Here is a 21,295-nt window from a genome sequence, read left to right as displayed (position 1 = left end):
AAACGGAAGATGTGGTAGCGAACCGGTTACCCATCAACCAATAGACTAATAAACTAATTAACGGATGAAGCGATTGGTCATACTGGGCGGCGGCGAAAGCGGGGTAGGGGCGGCATTGCTGGCCCGCCAGCGCGGCTACGACGTGTTCCTGTACGACGAGGGCGCGCTGAAAACTCCGTACCGCAAGGAGCTGGAGGAGGCCGGGATTCCCTTCGCCGAGCAAAGCGTGGACGACGCCCTTATTCTCAGCGCCGCCGAAGTGGTGAAGAGCCCGGGCATTCCCGAAAAGAATGCGCTGGTGAAGAAGATCCGCGCCGCGGGCATCCCCGTCATCTCGGAGATCGAGCTGGCCTATCGCTACAAGGGCAACAGCCGCATCATCGCCATCACCGGCTCCAACGGCAAGAGCACCACCACGGCGCTCATCTACCATATGTGCAAAACGGCCGGTCTTGATTGCGCCCTCGTGGGCAATATCGGTTACTCGTTTGCCAAGCAGGTGGCCGAAGAACCCAAGCCGCTCTATGTGGCCGAGATCTCGAGCTTCCAGCTGGACGACATCACGACGTTCCGTCCCGATGTGGCCCTGCTGCTCAACATCACCGAAGACCACCTCGACCGGTATGAGTACCGCTTCGAGAACTACATCCGGAGCAAGTTCCGGATCGCCATGAACCAGACCGACGCCGACTACTTCCTCTACAATGCAGACGACGAAGTGATCGGTCAGTATATGAACCTTATTTCCAACAGCGTAAAAAAACTTCCCATGAGCATGAAGCGTAAAGAGGAGCCCGGTGCCTACATCCAGGATAATGAGCTGAATGTAAATGTGCCCGGTGCCGAGCAGCAGCAGATGAGCGTGTACGATTTCGCCCTCAAGGGCAAGCACAACCAATTCAATACTATGGCAGCATGCGTAGCGGGCGCCACGATGGAGATCCGCAAGAGCAAGATCCGTGAGGCGGTGCAGACCTTCCAGAGCCTGGAGCACCGCATGGAGCCCGTGGCCACCGTGCGGGGCGTGGAGTTCATCAACGATTCCAAGGCCACCAATGTCAACTCCACCTGGTATGCCCTCGAGAGCATGACGAAGCCGACGGTGCTCATCCTCGGTGGCATCGACAAGGGCAATGACTATACGCTCATCGAGGAGCTCGTGACCGAGAAGGTAAAGGCCATCGTGTGCATGGGCACCGACAACGCCAAGATCCACGAAGCGTTCAACGGTAAGGTGCCGCTGACCGATACCGCTTCAGCCGCCGACGCCGTGCGCGCCGCCTATGAGCTGTCCGTCCCCGGCGACGCCGTGCTGCTGAGCCCCGCCTGCGCTTCTTTCGACCTCTTTAAAAATTACGAAGACCGCGGCATCCAGTTCAAGGACGCCGTTAAGAACCTCTGATGCCGCAAACTGCCGACATATCGTTTGCCGAGCTGGCGAAAAACGCCAATGTGCTCCGGAAGACCAAGGGCGACAAGGTCATCTGGGCCCTCGTGGGCCTGCTGGTGCTCGTGTCGCTGCTGGTGGTGTATAGCGCCACCGGCTCGCTGGCTTACAAGAACTACAAGGGCAACACCGAGGTGTACCTGTTCAAGCAGGTCGTGTTCATCGCCCTCGGTTTCTGCGTGATCTACTTCGCCCACCGTGTGAATTATACGCTGTATTCGCGCGTGGCGAAAGTGCTGTTCCTGCTGTCGATACCACTCCTTATTTATACGCTGTTCTTCGGGGCCACCATCAACCAGGGCTCGCGCTGGATCCGCCTGCCGATCATCAACATGACGATGCAGACCTCCGACCTTGCGCGCCTGGCCCTGTTCATGTACCTGGCTCGGATCCTGAGCCGCCGTCAGAACGTCATTAAAGATTTCAAGAAAGGCTTCCTGCCCGTTATCGGGCCGGTAGCACTCACCTGCGCGCTCATTGCGCCGGCCAACCTGTCTACGGCCCTGCTGCTCGGCGCAACCTGCATGATGCTGCTGTTCATCGGGCGCGTGTCGTCGAAGCACTTGCTGCTAACGATAGGTGTTGCCGCCATCCCCGTCGCGATCCTCATCTCCGCAGCCGTTGTGAAGCACAAGACCGGTGGCGACGAGGAGGAAGCGACCACCGTGGCCGCGCCGAAGCCGAAGAGCAACCGCCTCACCGCCCGCGTGGACACCTGGATCTCGCGCGTGGAGAACTTCATGTATGGTTCCAAGGAAGTATCGAACGATGATTCCTACCAGACCGACCAGGCGAAGATCGCTATTGCCACGGGCGGTGCTTTAGGCCTCGGCCCGGGCAACAGCCAGGCGCGCAACTTCCTGCCGCAGGCTTACAACGACTTTATCTATTCGATCATCATCGAGGAATACGGACTGGTGGGCGGCGCGTTCATCATCTTCGTGTACCTCGCGTTGCTCTTTCGCTGCATCCGCCTGTACAAGCGTTGTCCGTATGCTTTCGGCGCCTTCCTGGCCCTGGGGCTTTCGTTTACGCTGGTGCTGCAGGCCATGGCCAACATGGCGGTCAATGTCAACCTGTTTCCCGTTACCGGGGTCACCCTGCCGCTCGTGTCGATGGGCGGATCGAGCTTCCTGTTTACCTGCCTGGCCATCGGCATCATCCTGAGCGTGGCCCGCAACGTAGAGCAGCACGAAGGCAAGGAGCGCCTCAAGGAAGAGCGCGCCAGAGCCCGTGAAGAAGCGGAAGCCGATGCCGAAGCCGGCGTAATCGAAGAAGAGGAGGGCATCACGGTATGAGCAAGCGGATCATCATTGCGGGTGGCGGCACCGGTGGGCATATTTTTCCCGCCCTGGCCATCGCCAATGCCCTGAAGCAGCTGGAGCCTACTGTAGAAATACTGTTCGTGGGCGCCCGCGGCAAAATGGAGATGGAAAAAGTTCCGCAGGCGGGCTATCCCATTAAGGGGCTCGACATCGCGGGCTTCAACCGGAGTTCTTTGCTTAAAAATATCTGGCTGCCCTTCAAGCTCGTAAAAAGCTTCTTCCAGGTGCGGAGCATCGTGCGCGATTTTGCGCCCGACGCGGTCATCGGCGTCGGCGGTTACTCCTCGTTCCCGGTACTGCGCTACGCACAGGCGAAGGGCATCCCCACCTTCCTGCACGAGAGCAACTCGTTTGCAGGAAAAAGCAACATGCTGCTGGGTAAAAAGGCCACGCGCGTGTTCGTGGCGGCCACAGGGATGGAGCGATTCTTCCCGGCCGACAAGCTCGAAGTGGTAGGCAACCCGATCCGCCCCGGCATCGTGAAGACTGCCGCCCTGCCGAAAAGCGAGGCGCTGCGCTTTTTCGGGCTGCAGGAAGGACGGGTAACAGTGCTGGCCGTGGGCGGTTCGCTTGGTGCCCGCTCCATCAACGAAGCCCTCGCTTCCCACCTTGATGCGCTGGTGAGCGCCGGGATCCAGCTGATCTGGCAGACGGGCAAGACCGACGCCGCCCGCTGGCGCGAAGCTGCCGACGGAAAGCCAGGCATCTGGGTGGGCGACTTCATTACCCACATGGAGCAGGCCTATGCCGCCGCCGACATCGTGGTAAGCCGCGCCGGCGCCATGGCGGTTGCCGAGCTCTGCGTGGTGGCCAAGCCGGTACTGTTCGTGCCTTACCCGCACGCCGCGGAAGACCACCAGACCGCCAATGCCCGCCACCTCGTGGAGCAGAATGCGGCCCTGATGATCGCCGACAGCGAGGCAAAGAACAAGATCGTGCCCGAGCTGCTGGCCCTGGCCGGCGACGGCAACCAACAGGAACTATTGAGACGACATATAGGAACGCTCGGGGTGACCGATGCCGACCAAAAGATTGGACAAGCCATTTTAAAACAGATCGCGTAAGAACCACCATGATGAACGAACCCACCCACGTGCCGTCCATACGGAATGTGAAGTCCGTATACTTTATCGGTATCGGCGGCATCGGCATGAGTGCACTGGCCCGCTACTTCAAGGGTCGCGGCGCCCGTGTGAGCGGCTACGATAAGACCGAAACGGAACTCACCCGCCAGTTGGTGACCGAGGGGATTGAGGTACACTATACGGAAGACGTGGCGCTCATTCCCAAAGACGCGCAGGTCGTCGTGTATACTCCGGCGGTACCGAAAGAGCACGCCGAATTGGTGTACTATCAACAGCATGGGTTCCCGGTGCTGAAGCGCAGCGACATCCTGGGCGGCATCACCGAGGAGTCGTTCAACATCTGCGTGGCCGGCACACACGGCAAGACCACCACTTCTACGATGGCGGCGCACATCCTGCGTCACAGCGGCTTTGGGGGCAATGCTTTCCTGGGCGGCATCTCCGTCAACTACAACACGAACTTCTGGACCTCCTTCAACGACGTAGCCGTGGTGGAGGCCGATGAATACGACCGCTCTTTCTGGAAACTGAGTCCCGACGTGGCCATCATCACCTCCATGGATCCGGACCATCTCGACATCTACGGCGATGCGAAGACCATGGAAGACGCCTTCGTGACCTTCGGCAACAAGCTGAAGCCGGGCGGCCTCCTTATTTCCAAGTTCGGCCTCACGCGCGCCAAGGAGATCAAGGCCGACCGCCACTGGACCTACAGCCTGCAAAACGACGCCGCCGACGTTTATGCGGCCAACATCCGCATCGAGAACGGCGGCTATACCTTCGACGTCAACCTGCCCGATACATCACTGTACGAGCTGCGCCTCAACATCGGCGGCATGCACAACGTGGAAAATGCTGTGGCCGCCATTGCCGCCGCACACTCGCTCGGCATCGAGGGGCAGCTCATCAGCAACGCGATCGCCGCTTTCAAAGGTGTGCGCCGCCGTTTTGAGTATGTCATCGCGCCGCAGCCGAAAGAGCCGGGCGGCTATGTGCAACCGGTACTGATCGACGACTATGCCCACCACCCGGAGGAGCTGAGCGCCCTGCTGAAGAGCGCCCGCAGCCTTTTCCCCGGCCGTAGAATTACAGTCATTTTTCAGCCGCACCTTTTTAGTCGAACAAAAGACCTGTTTCACGGATTTGCAAAGAGTCTGGAATGGGCGGATCGCATACTTTTGCTGCCCGTTTATCCCGCCCGCGAGCTCCCGATGGAAGGCGTGAGCAGCCAGCTGATCCTGGACGCGATAGACAAAGAGGACAAGAAACTGTTGAGCAAAGACCAACTGCTGGAATGGGCCACCGCGCAAGCACCCCAACTGGATAAGGAGTTCGGAGAAGTCATCATCACCGCCGGAGCGGGTGATATCGATGCCCTCGTGCCACAACTGTACCAAATTTTTAAGAACGCCTGATGAACCGTAAGCGCCTCCTCCGAAAAGTACTCACCGCCCTCTTCTGGCTGACCACCGGAACGGGGATGGTCGTGCTGTTGGTGGCCGCCAACCGGCCCGAGCAAGGCCATGCCGTGCGCGAAGTGCTGATCAGCATCAAAGGCGACGGCGAGCAGTTCTTTATCGACAAGAGCGACATCCTCCAGCAGCTGACCACCGCCGCGCGCACAGCAATCAAGGGACGCTCCATCGACGCGCTGAACCTGGCCCGCCTCGAAAACGCACTCGAAAAGGGCGTCTGGATCCGCCAGGCCGAACTCTGGATCGACAGCCGCGATGTGCTGCACGTGCAGGTGACGGAGCGCGAGCCCGTGGCCCGTGTGTTCACGACAGCCGGCACCTCGTATTATATCGACTCTTCGGGCCAGCGGATGCCGCTGCTCGAAAAGGAAAGCGCCCGCGTGCTGGTGGTGACCAACTATCCCGGCAGCGCCCGCTTCAATCACCAGGACAGTCTCCGCGCCGCCGACGTCAAGGCCATCGCCGTGACGGTTCGTGCTGACGAATTCTGGAAAGAGCAGATCGCACAGCTGGACATCACGCCCTCGGGGAGTTTCGAGGCGATCCCGGTAGTGGGCAACCACATCATCCGCCTCGGCGACGCTCAAAACCTCAACGCCAAGCTGGCGCGCCTGATCCTTTTTTACAAGAAGGTGCTGGCCCGCACGGGCTTCGATAAATACGCCGTGGTAGACGTGCAATACGCCGGACAGGTGGTAGGCGTGCACCGCGGCGCCGTTTCGGAAGTGGATTCGCTGCAGCTGCAGCGCAACATACAGGAGTTGCTGGAGCGCTCGCAGCGCCAGATGCAGGAAGACAGTCTCGCTGCCGTGCAGCTGGGCCTCGCCGACGACACCGCCCGGGCACGGGTGCAGCTGCCGCTCGACTCCATCGCTACGCAGCCGGAGCCTTCGGCGCCTGCAGCGGCACCTGTACACAACAGCACGGATACGACGCGACGGGCAGCCGCTTCGCATCCGGCACCCGCCACGGCACGCCCCACCGCCACCCGGCCGGCAACGACGCGGGCGGCAACACCCCACGCGCAGCGGCCGCAACCGGCGCGCCGCCAGCCGGCAGCCCGCACCGTGCCCGCGCAGCGGGCGCAACCAAGGGCCGTCATGCCGGCAAGGCCAAAGCCACCGCGACGAACCGCCAACGAATATTAAACCCTTACCCCCATACGTAACCCATTACCTACAACAACTAAAAACAACCATAAACATGAACAACGAGCAACCCATCATCGTGGGATTGGACATCGGAACCACCAAGATCGCCGTCATTGCCGGACGCAAGAACGAGTACGGCAAGCTGGAGATCCTGGGTTTCGGCCGCTCCAACTCCAACGGCGTGAAGCACGGGCAGGTGCTGAACATCGATGAGACGATCAAGGCGATCCGGCAGGCCCTCGACAACTGTTATGCTTCCAACCCCAACCTGGAAGTGAACGAGGTGTACGTAGGCATCGCCGGTCACCACATCAAAAGCCTGCAGACCCGCGGCGACATCGTTCGGCAAAATACCGACGACGAGATCGCGCAGCTGGACATCGACAAGCTGATTGCCGACCAGTACAAAACGTACATCCCCGCCGGCGACCAGATCATCGATGTCATTCCGCAGGAATTTACGGTCGACAACTTCCAAAACATTCCCGACCCGATCGGGTACAGCGGCGTGAAAGTGGGCGCCAACTTCCACATCATCACTGGCGACAAGAACGCCATCCGCAACATCAACCGCTCGGTGGAAAAGAGCGGACTCATCACGAAGGACCTCGTGCTGCAACCCCTCGCTTCTTCGGCCGCCGTTATGGCGCAGGAAGACCTCGAGGCGGGTGTAGCCATCGTGGACATCGGCGGCGGTACCACCGACCTGGCCGTGTTTTACGAAGGCATCCTGAAGCACACTGCGGTGATCCCCTTCGCCGGTGAGAACATTACCAACGACATTAAAACGGGCCTCGGCGTACTCAAGACGCAGGCCGAGCAGATGAAAGTGCAGTTCGGCTCCGCGCTCGCCAACGAAGCGAAACAGAACGCCTACATCACCATCCCGGGTCTCCGCGGAATGCCTTCCAAGGAGATCTCGGTGAAGAACCTCGCCAACATCATCCAGGCGCGCATGAGCGAGATCCTCGACTTCGTCACCTATCACCTGAAGCAGGTAGGGCTCGACAGCCGGATGCTCAACGGCGGCATCATCCTCACGGGTGGCGGCTCGCAGCTGAAGCACCTCATCCAGCTCACCGAGTATGTGACCGGCCTCAACGCCCGCATCGGCCTGCCGACGGAGCACCTGGCCGCTGGCCACATCGAGGAGCTGGCTAAGCCCACGTATTCGACTTGCCTGGGCCTCATCCTGAAGGGCTACGACGACTACGAGCACAACCGCAAGCAGTTCGAGAAAGACTTCCGCGTGGTGGAGATCCCCGACAACCTGCGCCAGCAGCCGGCCGACACCGACGACGTAGCCGTGCAGACACACACCATGGTGGTGCCTGCCGAGACTGCCGTCAAGCAACGCGCCCGCTTCTGGGACAAGTTTCGCAACAGCCTGATCGACATCTTCAAGGAAGAAGAAGACCAGCACCTGTAAAGCCCATCCCCTGACCCCTTCCCGAAAGGAAGGGGAAATGAAGTCACCAAGTTCAAAAAAACACGCCTCTCTACTCCCTCCCCTACGGGGAGGGTCGGGGAGGGGCTCCCAAATAATAAGCTATGATCCACTTTGATCTCCCGAAGGAAAAATCCTCCATCATAAAAGTCATCGGCATCGGTGGCGGCGGCACCAACGCCGTAAACCACATGTATAGCCAGAACATCGAAGGCGTGAACTTCATCATCGCCAACACCGACGCACAATCCATCGCCACGAGCGAGGTGCCCAACAAGGTGCAGCTCGGGCCGCACCTGACGCAGGGCCTCGGCGCCGGAGCCAACCCCGAGATTGGCCGCCAGGCTACCGAGGAAAGCCTCGAAGAGCTGAAAGCCACCCTCGAGGTCAACACCAAGATGGCCTTCGTTACCGCCGGTATGGGCGGCGGCACCGGCACCGGTGGCGCACCCATCATCGCCAAGGTGTGCAAAGACCTCGGCATCCTCACCGTGGGCATCGTGACCACACCCTTTTCCTATGAAGGCCGCAAGCGCCAGCTCCAGGCCGAGGAAGGCATTAAGAACCTGAAGAACTACGTAGATACCCTGCTGGTGATCTCCAACGACAAGCTGCGTCACCAGTTCGGTAACCTCAAGATGCGCGAAGCCTTCGCGAAGGCCGACAACGTGCTGGCCACCGCCGCCAAATGCATCACCGACGTGATCAACAGCACCGGCCAGATCAACGTTGACTTTGCCGACGTGTGCACCGTCATGAAAAACGGTGGTGTAGCCATCCTCGGCAATGCTGCCTGCGACGGTGAAGGCCGTGCACAGCGCGCCATCGAGGAAGCGCTCAATTCGCCGCTGCTCAACGACAACGAGATCCGCGGCGCCAAATGGATCCTCATCAATATCAACTCCTCCGAAGGCGAGCACGAGTTTACGATGGACGAAGTAGACATCATCCAGAACTACCTGCTGTCGCAGGCCGGCGAGCACACCGATGTGATCCTCGGTCTCGGCTACGACAACGCGCTCGGCGCCAAGCTGGGCATCACCCTCATCGCCACCGGCTTTGAGCACAAAGACCCCTTCACCCAGAGCGCCCCGAAGGCGCAGGCAGCGCCCGCCCCGCGCGAGGAGAAGATCGTGCTGACGCTCGGCGAGCAGCCGAAGGCCAAAGCGCCGGAAGCGCCCGCCCCGGTAGCAGCTGTTGATCCGCTGGCTCCCCAGCTGGTGGAAGATGGCACGCAGGCGCCGGCAGCACCCGAGCTGACGTTCGTACAGACGCTCCGCGAGGAAGCGCCTGCCGCCGACGAAGAAGGTCCCGTATTATTACAATTGAAGCTGAAAGACGAAGAGGCCGAGCGTGAGCGCGAGCGCCTGGAACTGGAAGCACAAAAGCGGCAGCTCGACGACAAGTTCGAACAGCTCCGTCAGAATATTATCGGCAGCGCTCCCGAGTCCGCTGCCCCGAACGCAATCCCGCCGTCTGCAGCGGCGGGTGGTTATCTGGCCAGACCCTCCAATATCTACGCAGAATCCAACCCGGATGTGTCTACACCCACTTCTGCAGGAAAACCCGTTGCGGGACCTATTGCATCGAACGAAGAAGAGGAAACCTTCCAGATGCAACTGGTGATCCGTAATGATCAAGCGACGGATGTGGCCGTACCCCAACAAGCTCAAACGCCAAACAACAAACCGGTCGAGGACCCTGCGCCGCAGGACATGGCCGGTGAGGAAAAACGCAGGCAAGCCGAACGTTTGCAAAAACTGAGAAACCTCTCGTTTAACATGCACTCGGCAGACCCGAATAATGAGTTTGAACAGGTGCCGGCCTACATCCGACGCAACATGGAGCTGCAAAGCAACCAGAGTACCGTTGAAAACTTTTACAGCAACTACACCGTTCAGCCCGATGGCAAGAACGGCGCTCAGATCTCCACGATCAATACTTTCTTAGACGGCAAAAAGCCGGACTAAAACGCGGTGCCGGTCCTGCCCGGACCGGTTTCCATCCTGTTGAAAACAGCCGCTCGTTGGCTTGTGTTTTTAGTTGTTAAACCCCTGGTCTTTGTGCCGGGGGTTTTTTGTTGGTGGCGGCAGAAACCGGGGCATTACGTTTCGCTCCCGAGTAAAACGGTCGTCGGCTTTTTCAAAGCCCGTGCAACGTTTTCGATTCACTGCCTGTCAGGGCTGAAAAGAAACACCATGAACCGCTCATTCATCCGCTCGCTCGCGCTTGGCCTGCTGGCCACGGGCTTCACCCAATGCCGAAAGGACAGCGTTGATCCTGTCAGCACGAGCCTGCTGCGCGAAGACCTGCCCTTTATACAACAGCAAACAAAAGGACATTGGATCCTCCGGCGCATCAGCGGCGGCATTTGCGGCAGCTGCGAGCATCCCGTGCAGGCCGGGTCCTATATGGACCTTTCACCCGGCCAGGTGACCTTCGGCAACGATTCACTCGGCGTGGTGGAAAGCGGCCCCATCACGTGGCGGCCGGCCAACCTGTTCGGCAATGGCTATTATTTCGAAGGCCCTTCCGGCAACGGCTACGCGCCGACGGAGATACGGCAGGACACGCTGCTGCTGCAGCAATACGCTGCCGACGGCGTTACCTATCACTACACGCGCTGACCCTCGGTCAGCCGCGCATGTTCATCAGGTCGATCATCAGGTTGAAGGAATCCATCGACGAAGGATTATTGATCTTGAAGGGCTTCACGATGAAACCCGATACACCCAATCGGCGCGCCGCCTCGCGGTCCACCTTCTCGTCGGAGGTGGTGATGATAAAGCACTTGAGTCCCTTCCAGGTTTCCGAGCGGCGCAGGGCTTGCAAAAACTCGAGGCCGTTCATCTTCGGCATGTTGATGTCGGCCAGCACCACGTCGGGGAGGTTGTCGCCTACATTGTTCAGGGCCTGCAATCCTTCCTCGCCGTTGCGCGCATGCTGCAGGTGATATACGATCTTCATCTTGTCGAGCGTGCGACGGATGTCGATGACATCGAGTTCGTCGTCTTCCACCAGCAGGATATTGATTACTTTTTCCATGTTTCCGTTTTTTTCCAGGTGAACGAGAAGGTGCTGCCCTGGCCATCCTGGGAGGTTACCTGGATGGTTTCCTGGCGGGCATCGAGGATCTTTTTGACAATGGCAAGGCCCACCCCGGTACTGTCGGGAACCTCGGTTGCCTGCAGCGTTTGAAAGATCTGGAAGATCTTTCGGTGATAGGTCGGCGAGATACCCGGGCCGTTGTCCTGCACATAAAAAAAATAGCGGTCGCCTTCTTCCTCGTGCCAGATGGCGAGGCGGGGCTCTTCCTTGTCGTTGTACTTTAGGGCGTTGCTCACCAGGTTGCTGAACACCTGGAAGAGCGGCAGCCGCTCGGTCAGCAGCACCGGCAGGGTGGGCGGGAGGCTTACTACCGTGCCGGGACGGAGGGCCTGGTTTTCGAGCACTTCTTGCAGCAGCTCCCGTAGATCTACGGACTCGCGGTGTTGCTGCTCCTTGCCCACACGCGCATAGGTAAGGATGCCGCCGATGAGGTTTTCGGCCCGCGTCAGGCGACCTTTAACGAGGCCCAGGTATTCCTGTACCTTCGGCGTCAGCTCGGCGCCGTGGTCTTCTTCGATCCACGTCACTACGTTGCCGATGCCGCGCAGGGGCGACTTCAGGTCGTGCGACACGATGTGGGCAAACTGGTCTAGTTCCGCATTCTTGCGCTTTAGCTCCGAGATGTTGGCATCCAGCACCTGGGCCATATGGTTGAGCGATATCGCCAGCCGGCCCAGCTCATCGCGGCCGGGCTCTACCTGGACTTTATAATTGCCTTTGGCGATGGTATTGGACATGTTCACAAGACGCAGGATGCGTCGCGAGATGGTATAGGTAAGGAAGCCGGCGATGACCAGGCCGATGACGATGGAGCAAAGCGTGAGTCCGAACGAAAGCCGGCGCGTGGTGCGGATGGATTCGGCGAGTTGCTTCTTGCGTACCTCGCGGCGTTTGTATTCCTCGTTGATGAAGTTGCGTACTTCGTTCTGAAGATCTTCGGCCACATCACCCTTGGCGATGATGGGAAACTCATTCTTGTAAACGGCGCTCAGGTCAACCGGGTCGCGGCTGCTGACGGCCTTGCGCCGTACGTCGTCGAGAATGCTGGTGAACTCGGAAGTCCAGCTTTTATTAAGCGACTGCACACGGTGCAGGCCGGGCACCTGGGCCGGGTCGGCGCCGGTGGTCAGCTCCACGAGGATGCCTTCGTTTTCCTGCGCGGCTGATTGAAAGGTCTGGATGAACGTGCTGTCGCCGGTGAGGAAGTAGGCCCGGAGGCTGCTCACGATATTGAGGATGTTGCGCTGGAAGCGGTTGCTCTGGCGTACGACGGTGGCCGAGTGCGACACAAACTCGGTGTTGTCCTTTACCGCTTCCATCTGGCGGTAGTTGATCCAGGTGGTCAGCGAGAAAAGAACCAGCACGAACAGGAAACCAAAGAAGATGAGCTGCGCGATCTTCATGAATTTATTGCCGGGTTAAGGGAAGCGCAATTTACAGCCGGGGCGCCGAAGGAGGGTTAAAATACGATTAGCGCGACCGGTCGTTTTTCGGCAGCACGGGCCCACCTTTGTGGTTCAGAAATTATGGCAACAATACTCATCACGGGCGGCACGGGGCTCGTCGGCACAGCCCTTACCAGGGCGTTGGTTCAGCAGGGACATGAAGCGATCATTCTCAGCCGTACGGCGCGCAGCTCCGGGCAGAAGGGCATTCGCTATGCCGTGTGGGACGTGGCCGCCGGCACGATCGATCCCGCGGCCCTGGCTGCTGCCGACGCCGTTGTGCACCTCGCCGGCGCGGGCGTGGCCGATGCGCGCTGGAGCGAAGCCCGCAAGCAGGAGATCGTCCGGAGCCGCGTTGACTCGGGCACCCTGCTCGCCAAAGCCCTGCGCGAGCTTCCGAACAAGGTGCGGACGGTAGTCAGCGCTTCCGCCATCGGCTGGTACGGCCCCGACCCGGTCATTCCGAACCCGAAGCCCTTTGTGGAAACCGACCCGGCCGCGACCGCCACTTTTCTCGGGCGCACCTGCGCGGCCTGGGAAGCGGCGATTCGCCCCGTGGAAGAGCTCGGCAAGCGCCTCGTCTTTGCCCGCATCGGCATCGTGTTGAGCCGCGCCGGTGGCGCCTATGCCGAGTTTCGAAAGCCGATGCGCTTCGGTGTTGCACCCGTGATGGGCAATGGCCGGCAGATCGTCAGCTGGATCCACATCGACGACCTCGTGCGCTTTTTCGTGGCTGCTGTTGAAAACCGTAATTATACGGGAACCTATAACCTGGTGGCGCCAACGCCGGTATCCAACCGAAAGCTCATCACAACGATCGCAAAAGCAAAGGGCGGCTTTCACCTGACCGCCCCGGCACCCGCTTTTGTGTTGAAGGTGCTGCTCGGCGAGATGAGCGTGGAAGTGCTGAAAAGCACCACGGTCAGCAGCCGCAAGCTGCAGGACCAGGGCTTTGGCTTCCATTACCCCGATATCATTGCGGCCGCGAAAAACCTCGAGCGGAAGAAAAAGGTTTAGGACGATTAGTAGAACCAGAAGGTTCTGGAGGTTGCGGGTGTCCAGGTGCCCTCCAAGCTCCCAATAACGCCGAAGGCGCCGCATTCGCGGCGCCTTCGGGTCTTCCTCAATATTCCTCATTCATAGCGCATCAGAAGGTTTTCGCAGGCGTTTCTTTCTGTTTAAACAGTTTTTCATCGGCTTTGGTCGGGTCGCCCTGAAGCACCCAGCTGATGTTGCTCACGTATTGACGGAACACGCGGTTGAGGTCGGCCAGCGTTACCTTCTTAAGATCTTCGTTGAGCGTGATGGTGCGGCGCCAGTTGTTGTGCAGCACCTCGTTGGCGGCCAGCGAGCCGGCCTGCGCTGCATTGGTTTCCTGGCGGTAATAGGTGGAGGTGAGGTAGGTGGTCTTCATGTTGCGCAGCTCGTCTTCGGTAAAGCCTTCCTTGCGGATCTTGTCGAGCAGCTGCCGCGCCGTAATGATATATTTATTGGGCTCGGTAGTAGAAGCGAAGAGCACCGAGTAGGGCGTCAGTCCACCGCTGAACCAGGTGGCCGGCGCGTACGACAATCCGTTGTTGGAGCGGATCTCCACGAAATGGCGGTTGTAAAAGATGCGCATCGCCAGCATAAACGCGTTGAAGTCGGGCGTGCCGGGTTGCGGCCCCCCGCTGACGCCCTGCACATAGTTGGTGGCCAGGTCTTTCTTGGCGGCGTTGTAACTGTTGCCCGCTGCAGTGAAGGCCGACTTCTTCGGTACAAAGGCCGGGCCGGCGGGCACCTTGTCGAGCAGGCCGTGGAGGCGTTGCTCCAATTCTTCTTTGGGAAGGTCGGCCACCACCACGATGGCGATGCGGCCGCGGTGCAGCAACTTCTGGAAGTAGGCTTTCGTTTCGGCGGCCGTCAGTTTGGTCACGCTTTCGGTGGTGCCCATCGGGTCAAGCGCGTAGGGCTGGCCGGCAAAAGCAGTGCGGCGTGCCATCTGGTCTACGGCGTTGTCGGGATTGCTTTCCATCGATCGGATGCGCGTCAGTGCGTCCTGCCGGATGCGGCTGAACTCGGTGCCGTTAAAGGCCGGCTGCGTCAGCGCTTCCACGTACAGCGGCCAAACTTTGTCGAGGTCGCTCTTGATGCAGTTCATGCGAAAAGTGGCGTAGTCCATCCCGGTCTCGCCACCCATTTCCGCCGACACGGCGTCGAGGGCATTTTTGAAGGCATTCTTGTCGCGCTTCAGGGTGCCGCATTCGGTGAGTGCGTCCATCGCAAGTGCTTCGATGCCGGCCTTTCGGGCGGTATAGTTCTGCACGCCGCCTTTGATGATGGTCCGTATTTCTACAATGTCGTTGCCGCTGGGCTGTACGATTACTTTAACGCCGTTGATGGTAAGCTCGTAGGGTGCTCCCATTTGGGCCCAGAGCGCGCCGCCGGCTATCAGCGCGCTGAGCAGGAAGAAGAACTTTTTCATGTGCTTTGGTTGGACTTAGTTTTTGAAAAAGGTTTCGGGCCTGGCCGTTTTTGCCATCTCCTCGTTGAGGATCAACCCGGCCACGAACGGTTTGCCGGTGATGTAGCGCTTTACATAGTTGCGCAAGTCTGCGCGCGTCACCCGCATCAGGTTGGCTTCGTAGTCGGTGTAGTATTCGAGCGAAGTGCTGGCCCACTGGTAGGAGAGTTGCATCGGCAGCGAGGAGGGCTTTTCCTTGGAGCGGATCTCGTTGCGTCGGATTACTTCCTTGGCCGTTTGCAGCAATTCCTCGCTGATATAGTCCTCATCGCCGAAGTGTGCGATCTGGTCCATCATGGCGCGGTAGCATTCTTCGAGTTTCGTGGGCGTGGGCACTACGGTGATCGCAATGGGGCCGGTGTAGTGGCAGGTGGAATAGCCCATGTCGGCATAGGGAGCGAGTCCTTTGTCTACCAACGCCTGCTTCCATTTGGAGGCGTTGAGGCGCAGTACCGCGGAGAAGACGTCGGCCACCACGGTATTGGCCGAGTCGTCGGCGAAGGACGGGCCTTGCCAGGAAAGCATCATGTAGGGTGTTTGTGCGATCGAGCTTTGCTTGATAAAGTAGTCGGTTTTCGCCAGCGGCTGGAAGGGCGGGATGGGGTATTTCTCCAGCGGGTTGAAACCGCTGTGTGCCCAGTCGCCCCACACATTGCGCGCAAGCCGGAACGCCTCGTTGGGGGTCACGTCGCCGGCGATGATGAGCAGCGAGTTGTTGGGATGATAATATTTGTCTTTGATGATCATCATCTTTTCAGGTGTGGCTGTGTTGATGACGTCGTGCTCGCCGATCGGGTTCTTACGGGTAACGAGTTCGCCCCAGAGGCGCTTCTGGCTTTCGTGCCAGAGCTGGAAGCCGGGATCGCTTTCGGCGCGCTGAAACTCACCGTCCACCACGGGCCGCTCCTTGGTCATGTCTTCGGCGCGGTAGATGGGATAACGCATCGCCGCATTCATAAAGCGGAGGCCCGCTTCGAGGCTGTCTTTGGCAAAGGTGAAGAAGTAGTTCACGCGCTCCACATCGGTGGTGCCGTTCCAGATGGCGCCGAGCTCCTCGGTGCGGCGGATGAACTTCTCCTGGTCGGGGTAGTCCTTGTTGGCTTTAAAGAACATATGCTCGAACAGGTGGGAGAGGCCGCTGTACTCGGGGCCTTCGGTGTAGGCTCCGTTCTTGACGGCGATCTCGATGGTGGCCAGCGGCACGCGGTGGTTCTCGATCACCACCACTTCGAGCCCGTTCTCGAGGCGCTGCCAGGAATAGTTCGCGGGCAGCCGGTGCTGCGCCCGGGCGCCCATGCAGGCCAGCCCCAGGAGCAGAAGCAATCCATTTCGTTTCATAAATAAAGGTTTTGGATACCTAAAAGGTACGAAGAAGGCAGTGCGTTTCGCATCCTATTCGCGAAACAACATATTCTCTTCTTTCTTCTTCCGCCTGCCAAAGCTTTAGCGACGGCAGGTCGGTTCCGACACTTATTTTATTTCTACACCTTTCGCTACAGCACGTGCGCCCAATGATACACGTTGGTGAAGTCGCCCACGATCGCTTTTCCATTTGTAAACCGCAACCGGTCGAGGCGGAGGTCGTCGATGTCGGCCTGCCGCACGCGGCGGTGCATCGGGTGGAGGGTGCCGCCTTTCTGGCCGGCGGGCACGGAGGGGTCGTACTGGAATTGCGGGTCCACGAGGGTGCCGCGGGCGCACATGATGCCCGGTGGTGCAATGCCGCGCCAGTCCATGTTGAGCGGGTGGTCGAGGCCGAGTGTGTGGCCGAACTCGTGGGCCGCCGTGGTGGACCCGGGGTAGAGGTTCTCGAGCAGGAAGTAGCCCGTGTTCGAGCCGAGGCCGTCCACAAACGAGATGTTGCCCTCGGCATAGTCTTCAATACGGAAGAAGTTGGCGCGTGGGTCGGAGTTGGCGAGCACCGTGTATTCATCGAGCCCGGGGATGCATTCCGCGCTGATGCGGAAGACAACCGTATAACTACGGCCGCCGATGCGCACGCGGCCCTGCGGTTCGTTCCAGAGTTCTTCGGTCTCGGTTCGCAGCTGTTCGGCAAGAGCGGCCGTGGCGAAGGCGCCGTAAAAAACCAGGTGCGCTTTTATAACCAGCTCGCTGCGTTCGGGAAAGAGTTCGGCTTCACCCATGGGTTCCTGTTTTTATCGCCGCACCCGTTGCGGTGCCGGTACTGCGAATGTAACCCCGGGCGGCGCGGGTTACAGGAGCGAATGGGTTACCGGGAAAATAAAGTGCTGGCCTCCTGTTCGCGCGCTCATCGCTTTCGTTTTTATGGTGATGAAAACTGATGGGCGGTTGCTGCTCATTTCCGGTCTGCGGGAAGCTTCGGGCGGACGCGGAACAAGAGCCTTTTGCTGTGCTGCTTCAACGAAATGGCCACGGCTTCCTCGTGCTCGCTGAACGCGTCGCGGTACACCGACAGGATATCTTTGTACGACAACATTCCTGCCACGACCTGCGTGGCCGGGTCGATCACCGCGAGTACGTCGAGGTTTTCGCGCGCCATCATTTCCACGGCCGTTTTCAGGTTTTCGCTTTCGGTGATGGCAAAGGGTTTTCGTTTGATCAGCTGCTCCAGGCTCGTGTCGCCGGGGTGGTGCAGGCTAAAGAGGTTGGAAGAGCTGATGATGCCTTTGAATACGCCGGCGGCGTCTGCTACGATGTAAAAATTCTGCTGCTGATCCGTATGCTTCTTGAGCCATTCGCGCACTTCTTCCAGCGTGCTGCTGCCGCTGAGGATCAGGCCTTCCTTCCCGATCACCTCGCCCACGCGTTTGTTCTCCAGCAGGTCGGGTTGGTACACGTGCGGCGTGGTTACGCCGCGGCGGGCGATCTTTTCGGTCATGATGGTATTCTTCATCAACAGGTACGATACCACGTAGGAGGCGAGGCAGGCCGCGAGCAGGGGCAGAAGTGCATTGGATTGCTGCGTGGTTTCAATGGCAAAGATGATGGAGGTAAGCAGCGCCCGGGAAGCGCCGGCGAAGAGCGCCGACATGCCCACCAGCGCCGCCAGCGTGATGGTAACGCCGGAGCCGGGAAAGAAGTGCTGTGCGGCCATGCCCAGGAGGGCGCCGGCCGCTCCGCCGATGGTGAGCAGCGGCGCCAGCGTGCCTCCGGAGGTGCCGCTGCCGAGGGCTACGGCCCAGGAGAGGAACTTGAAGCCGCACAGTGCGATCACGGTATACAGCGCCGTCTTACCCGAAAGCAGCGCACTGATGTTTTCGTAACCCACGCCGAGGGTATGTGGAGCGACGTAGCCCACGAGGCCCACCACCAATCCGCCCAGCGCCGGCCACCAGGCCCAGTGGATCGGGAGCTTTTCAAAGCCGTCTTCGATGGCGTACAGCAGCTTGGTAATGCCCGCGGCGAGTCCGCCGCACAGGAGGCCGATGACGCTGTATACCGCCAGGGCGCTGTTGCCAGCGATGGCGATCGCCGGTGCAGGAAAGGCCGGCCCGGCTTCGAACAGGAAGTGGTGACCCGCGGCGCCGGTAATGCAGGCCAGCGCTACCGGGATGATGGAGCGCGGGGAGAACTCGAACAACAGCAGCTCAATGGCCAGGAAGATGGCCGCGATGGGACTGCCGAATATGGCCGACATGCCCGCAGTCGCGCCCGCCGCCAGCAGGATCTTGCGCTCGTACGAAGAGATCTTCAGCACCTGCCCGATCATCGAGCCAAAGGCGCCGCCCGTGGCAATGATAGGGCCTTCCGCGCCGAAAGGGCCGCCGGTGCCGATCGAAAGGGCGGCCGATAGGGGCTTCAGGTAGGTAATCGAAGGACGGATGCGGCTTTCGTTGGTCAGGATCTGCTCCATCGCTTCCGGGATGCCGTGACCGCGGATGGCCTTTGAGCCGTACAGCGCCATCAGCCCCACCAGCCCGCCGCCGATGGCCGGGATGAGAATGACGAAGGCGCCGTAGTGGTGCGTGGCGGGCGAGGTGGCGGTCAGGGAAAACTGGTGGTGAAACGACAGGTTGGTGATGAGGTTGATCAGGTACACCAGCAGGCGCGCCACCACGCTGATAACAGCCGCGATGGCCACCGCCAGGGCGCTGATGTAGAGCAGCCGCTTTTTGTCGCCCCGCTGCTGCGGGGGCGCTGCCGCGGCATCCGGGCCGGGGTCGAAGGATACGGCGATGGGAATATGGTTGCTGAGGTCGGGTTGGAGGGGATTCATGGGTATCGCAAAAAAGGATTTACTGGTGGGACGCCGGTGCCTGGACCGTTACGAAGGCCCGCAAGCGCGACGGATCGTTGATCCGGAGGCTCTTGCCTTCCGTAGACAGGATGCCTTGCGCGGACAGCTCGTTGAAGAACTTGAACACCGTTTCGTAGGTGCTGCCCGCGTAGGAGGCGATGTCCTGCCGGCTGATCTTGGCGTCGATCGTGCCCGCCGGATCGCTGCCGAAAAACGTATGCAGCTGCAGCAGGGCCTCGGCAATGCGGCCCTTCACATCCATATGGGCGAGGTTGCGCATCCGGTTTTCTGCTTTCTGCAGCTCGTCGGCGTAGAAATAAAGCATTTCGTAGGTGAAGGCGGGGTTGGTCTTCAGGGTAGCTTCCAGGAATTCGGTGGAGATAAAGCAAAACCGGCTGTCTTCCAGCGTGGTGGTGGAAACCGGGTACACTTTGTCGCGGAGCCCCCGGTGGCCGAGGATGTCGCCCCTTTTGGCAAAACGCAGGATCAGCTCTTTGCCTTCCGTCCATTGTTTGTGCACCTTTACGGCCCCGGTGTAGATGAAATAAATGCCGGTTACCGGGTCGCCTTCGCGAAAGAGCGTCTTTCCCTTCTTCACCGCCATCGTTGTTTTGTGCACCGCGAGGGCCGTCTTCCACTCGGGGATGCAGAACCGGCACAGGAAACAACTCGAAAGGTCACAGGAAGGGTCCGCCATGCGGCAAAGGTAGCCGGAATGCCCCGGAATCGGAGCATAAAACATTGTTTAAATAATACAATATGGTCGAAAACATCAGTATAACACAAAGGAAACCATGCCGGGGCAAGGTAATTATGGTGAAAGATGCATTCGTCCCTGAAAAAGATCGTTAGGGAAAACTACGCAGTGCCGCACTCCGCTTCTTACCGGGCGCTGATCACCGGGTTGTTCGGCCATTCGATGGAAAGCGTAAGGGCGTGTGCAAAAAGAATGTCGCTTGCATCTTTGTATAAACTCCCAACTGCATGCATTCCCCATTCCTGCTCCTGCTCGCCTTGTTGCCCTTCCTTGCGCAGGGCCAGCAAAAGACTTTTACCATCAGCGGCCGCTCTGATTTTTACAACCACCGAAAGCTGGGTGTGATGGTGGGCGTGTACCCGGTGTACTACAATGATTTCTCCTACGCGTTGCGGCCGGGAGATTCGCTGCCCAACCCGAACCCGACCGTAGAGGTGGTGGATGCCCGCTTTGCCCGCGCCGGCACGCTGCGCTACCCGCACCCGCTGTGCGTTTTTTACTTTGACGCCGAAAAGAAATCGGCGCCTGTTTCCTATTACTATTTTATCGAGGGCGGGCCGGTTCAGATAGAAGTGGATGACCTCGAAACACACAAGGCCCTGCGCCCCAACTTCCGCTCCGCTGCCGACCGCGAATACCGGCGCCTGCGGAAGTTTTACAGCAGCGTGGTGGATACCGTGACCGGCGCGGTGCCCGACCTGCCGGCCAAACAGCGACTGATGAAAAGCTACATCGCCGCCCATCCGGATTCGTATGTCGCCCTTTGGGACCTCGTGCTGGATGTAAGCCAGGCGCGTACCGACGACGATAAGCGCAGCCTACTGGCCAATACCGCGCTTTTTTCCGCTGCTGTGAAACGCTCGAATACCTGGCGCGCCTTCGCCCGGGACCTGGAAAAAGAACTGACGCTGGTGGTAGGGAAGGCGTTCCCGGAACTGCTCGTGCAGCCCGCCCTCTCTATCGCCACCACCACCGCCACGCACCGGTACACCCTTGTAGAATTCTGGTATTCCCATTGCCGCCCCTGCCTGGAGCAGGCGCCCGCCTGGAAGGAGGTTTACAGGCAGGTGAAAGACAAAGGCGTCGCTTTTCTTGGTATTTCGGTAGACAAAGAGGAACACCGCGGCGACTGGCGCAAAGCGATCGAAACGGTGGGAATGGACTGGCCGCAGTTCCTGGATGTGAATGGCGTGGAGGCGGACCGGATCAACGTTCGGGTGTTTCCCTCCAACTTCCTGCTGGATGAAAAAGGCGTTATCCGGAAGAAAGATGTTACGCCGCAAGAACTGCAGGACTTCCTGGGAGGGAAGGCCGGGCAATAGGCAATTGCCGG

At 59.6% G+C, this 21,295-nt stretch carries 17 protein-coding genes; 10 read left to right on the top strand and 7 right to left on the bottom strand.

The genetic code is table 11. The features are described 5' to 3' along the window. The first annotated feature begins 64 nt into the window (after positions 1-64). The 8 genes from murD to E0486_RS11790 all read left to right on the top strand — a co-directional run bounded on the left by murD (position 65) and on the right by E0486_RS11790 (position 10,557). Positions 65-1,402 carry a UDP-N-acetylmuramoyl-L-alanine--D-glutamate ligase gene (murD, locus tag E0486_RS11825; protein ID WP_131852390.1) on the top strand — a complete coding sequence of 446 codons (1,338 nt, stop codon included), beginning with the start codon at positions 65-67 and terminating at the stop codon, positions 1,400-1,402. Continuing rightward, positions 1,402-2,745, top strand: a complete 1,344-nt coding sequence (locus tag E0486_RS11820; RefSeq protein ID WP_131852389.1) for an FtsW/RodA/SpoVE family cell cycle protein — start codon at positions 1,402-1,404, stop codon at positions 2,743-2,745. Before murD ends, E0486_RS11820 begins: the two co-directional genes overlap by 1 nt. Continuing rightward, positions 2,742-3,836 carry an undecaprenyldiphospho-muramoylpentapeptide beta-N-acetylglucosaminyltransferase gene (gene murG / locus E0486_RS11815; protein ID WP_131852388.1) on the top strand — a complete coding sequence of 365 codons (1,095 nt, stop codon included), beginning with the start codon at positions 2,742-2,744 and terminating at the stop codon, positions 3,834-3,836. The genes E0486_RS11820 and murG overlap by 4 nt, the downstream gene beginning before the upstream one ends. Before the next feature lie 8 nt (positions 3,837-3,844). Next, positions 3,845-5,272: a UDP-N-acetylmuramate--L-alanine ligase gene (gene murC / locus E0486_RS11810; RefSeq protein ID WP_243697433.1), complete on the top strand. Its 1,428-nt coding sequence runs from the start codon at positions 3,845-3,847 to the stop codon at positions 5,270-5,272. After that, positions 5,272-6,480 carry a cell division protein FtsQ/DivIB gene (locus tag E0486_RS11805; RefSeq protein WP_131852387.1) on the top strand — a complete coding sequence of 403 codons (1,209 nt, stop codon included), beginning with the start codon at positions 5,272-5,274 and terminating at the stop codon, positions 6,478-6,480. The genes murC and E0486_RS11805 overlap by 1 nt, the downstream gene beginning before the upstream one ends. Before the next feature lie 55 nt (positions 6,481-6,535). After that, positions 6,536-7,912, top strand: coding sequence for a cell division protein FtsA (ftsA, locus tag E0486_RS11800; protein WP_131852386.1), 1,377 nt, complete (start codon positions 6,536-6,538; stop codon positions 7,910-7,912). Positions 7,913-8,034: 122 nt separating this feature from the next. Beyond that, on the top strand, positions 8,035-9,900 hold the full coding sequence (gene ftsZ / locus E0486_RS11795; RefSeq protein WP_131852385.1) for a cell division protein FtsZ: 1,866 nt from the start codon (positions 8,035-8,037) through the stop codon (positions 9,898-9,900). A 228-nt stretch (positions 9,901-10,128) separates the two neighbouring features. Next, entirely contained in the window at positions 10,129-10,557 is a 429-nt protein-coding gene (locus E0486_RS11790; RefSeq protein ID WP_131852384.1) for a hypothetical protein, read from the top strand. Positions 10,558-10,564: 7 nt separating this feature from the next. On the opposite strand, the gene E0486_RS11785 is transcribed toward E0486_RS11790, so the two are convergent. Continuing rightward, positions 10,565-10,975: a response regulator gene (locus E0486_RS11785; RefSeq protein WP_131852383.1), complete on the bottom strand. Its 411-nt coding sequence runs from the start codon at positions 10,973-10,975 to the stop codon at positions 10,565-10,567. Then, complete coding sequence (locus E0486_RS11780; RefSeq protein WP_131852382.1) at positions 10,963-12,441, bottom strand: sensor histidine kinase; 1,479 nt, start codon at positions 12,439-12,441, stop codon at positions 10,963-10,965. The genes E0486_RS11785 and E0486_RS11780 overlap by 13 nt, the downstream gene beginning before the upstream one ends. A gap of 123 nt (positions 12,442-12,564) precedes the next feature. Between E0486_RS11780 and E0486_RS11775 the strand changes: the two genes are divergently transcribed. Beyond that, a complete protein-coding gene (locus tag E0486_RS11775; protein WP_131852381.1) occupies positions 12,565-13,500 on the top strand; it encodes a TIGR01777 family oxidoreductase in 936 nt (311 codons plus the stop codon). Positions 13,501-13,630: 130 nt separating this feature from the next. Here E0486_RS11775 and E0486_RS11770 read toward each other — a convergent pair whose 3' ends face one another. From E0486_RS11770 to E0486_RS11750, 5 genes are all read right to left on the bottom strand, one after another. Further along, a complete protein-coding gene (locus E0486_RS11770; RefSeq protein ID WP_131852380.1) occupies positions 13,631-14,947 on the bottom strand; it encodes a M16 family metallopeptidase in 1,317 nt (438 codons plus the stop codon). A gap of 15 nt (positions 14,948-14,962) precedes the next feature. Continuing rightward, positions 14,963-16,324, bottom strand: a complete 1,362-nt coding sequence (locus tag E0486_RS11765) for a M16 family metallopeptidase (RefSeq protein ID WP_131852379.1) — start codon at positions 16,322-16,324, stop codon at positions 14,963-14,965. A gap of 155 nt (positions 16,325-16,479) precedes the next feature. After that, on the bottom strand, positions 16,480-17,130 hold the full coding sequence (locus tag E0486_RS11760; protein WP_131852378.1) for a peptidase M10: 651 nt from the start codon (positions 17,128-17,130) through the stop codon (positions 16,480-16,482). 173 nt (positions 17,131-17,303) lie between these two features. Beyond that, positions 17,304-19,184: a chloride channel protein gene (locus tag E0486_RS11755; RefSeq protein ID WP_131852377.1), complete on the bottom strand. Its 1,881-nt coding sequence runs from the start codon at positions 19,182-19,184 to the stop codon at positions 17,304-17,306. Positions 19,185-19,203: 19 nt separating this feature from the next. Continuing rightward, positions 19,204-19,902, bottom strand: coding sequence for a Crp/Fnr family transcriptional regulator (locus tag E0486_RS11750; protein ID WP_131852376.1), 699 nt, complete (start codon positions 19,900-19,902; stop codon positions 19,204-19,206). 287 nt (positions 19,903-20,189) lie between these two features. Between E0486_RS11750 and E0486_RS11745 the strand changes: the two genes are divergently transcribed. After that, positions 20,190-21,284, top strand: coding sequence for a TlpA family protein disulfide reductase (locus E0486_RS11745; RefSeq protein ID WP_131852375.1), 1,095 nt, complete (start codon positions 20,190-20,192; stop codon positions 21,282-21,284). Positions 21,285-21,295 lie beyond the last annotated feature (11 nt).

The sequence above is a fragment of the Flaviaesturariibacter aridisoli genome, assembly GCF_004343705.1.
Lineage (GTDB): Bacteria > Bacteroidota > Bacteroidia > Chitinophagales > Chitinophagaceae > Flavisolibacter > Flavisolibacter aridisoli.
This window is presented reverse-complemented; position numbering and strand designations above follow the sequence as displayed.

What these genes read in the sequence shown, in the direction of transcription:
- E0486_RS11765 (WP_131852379.1), bottom strand. Translation starts at nt 16,324, where the DNA reads ATGAAACGAAATGGATTGCTTCTGCTCCTGGGGCTGGCCTGCATGGGC.
- E0486_RS11755 (WP_131852377.1), bottom strand. Translation starts at nt 19,184, where the DNA reads ATGAATCCCCTCCAACCCGACCTCAGCAACCATATTCCCATCGCCGTA.
- murC (WP_243697433.1), top strand. Translation starts at nt 3,845, where the DNA reads ATGATGAACGAACCCACCCACGTGCCGTCCATACGGAATGTGAAGTCC.
- murD (WP_131852390.1), top strand. Translation starts at nt 65, where the DNA reads ATGAAGCGATTGGTCATACTGGGCGGCGGCGAAAGCGGGGTAGGGGCG.
- E0486_RS11780 (WP_131852382.1), bottom strand. Translation starts at nt 12,441, where the DNA reads ATGAAGATCGCGCAGCTCATCTTCTTTGGTTTCCTGTTCGTGCTGGTT.
- E0486_RS11770 (WP_131852380.1), bottom strand. Translation starts at nt 14,947, where the DNA reads ATGAAAAAGTTCTTCTTCCTGCTCAGCGCGCTGATAGCCGGCGGCGCG.
- E0486_RS11750 (WP_131852376.1), bottom strand. Translation starts at nt 19,902, where the DNA reads ATGGCGGACCCTTCCTGTGACCTTTCGAGTTGTTTCCTGTGCCGGTTC.
- E0486_RS11805 (WP_131852387.1), top strand. Translation starts at nt 5,272, where the DNA reads ATGAACCGTAAGCGCCTCCTCCGAAAAGTACTCACCGCCCTCTTCTGG.
- E0486_RS11790 (WP_131852384.1), top strand. Translation starts at nt 10,129, where the DNA reads ATGAACCGCTCATTCATCCGCTCGCTCGCGCTTGGCCTGCTGGCCACG.
- murG (WP_131852388.1), top strand. Translation starts at nt 2,742, where the DNA reads ATGAGCAAGCGGATCATCATTGCGGGTGGCGGCACCGGTGGGCATATT.
- E0486_RS11760 (WP_131852378.1), bottom strand. Translation starts at nt 17,130, where the DNA reads ATGGGTGAAGCCGAACTCTTTCCCGAACGCAGCGAGCTGGTTATAAAA.
- E0486_RS11785 (WP_131852383.1), bottom strand. Translation starts at nt 10,975, where the DNA reads ATGGAAAAAGTAATCAATATCCTGCTGGTGGAAGACGACGAACTCGAT.
- ftsZ (WP_131852385.1), top strand. Translation starts at nt 8,035, where the DNA reads ATGATCCACTTTGATCTCCCGAAGGAAAAATCCTCCATCATAAAAGTC.
- E0486_RS11820 (WP_131852389.1), top strand. Translation starts at nt 1,402, where the DNA reads ATGCCGCAAACTGCCGACATATCGTTTGCCGAGCTGGCGAAAAACGCC.
- ftsA (WP_131852386.1), top strand. Translation starts at nt 6,536, where the DNA reads ATGAACAACGAGCAACCCATCATCGTGGGATTGGACATCGGAACCACC.
- E0486_RS11745 (WP_131852375.1), top strand. Translation starts at nt 20,190, where the DNA reads ATGCATTCCCCATTCCTGCTCCTGCTCGCCTTGTTGCCCTTCCTTGCG.
- E0486_RS11775 (WP_131852381.1), top strand. Translation starts at nt 12,565, where the DNA reads ATGGCAACAATACTCATCACGGGCGGCACGGGGCTCGTCGGCACAGCC.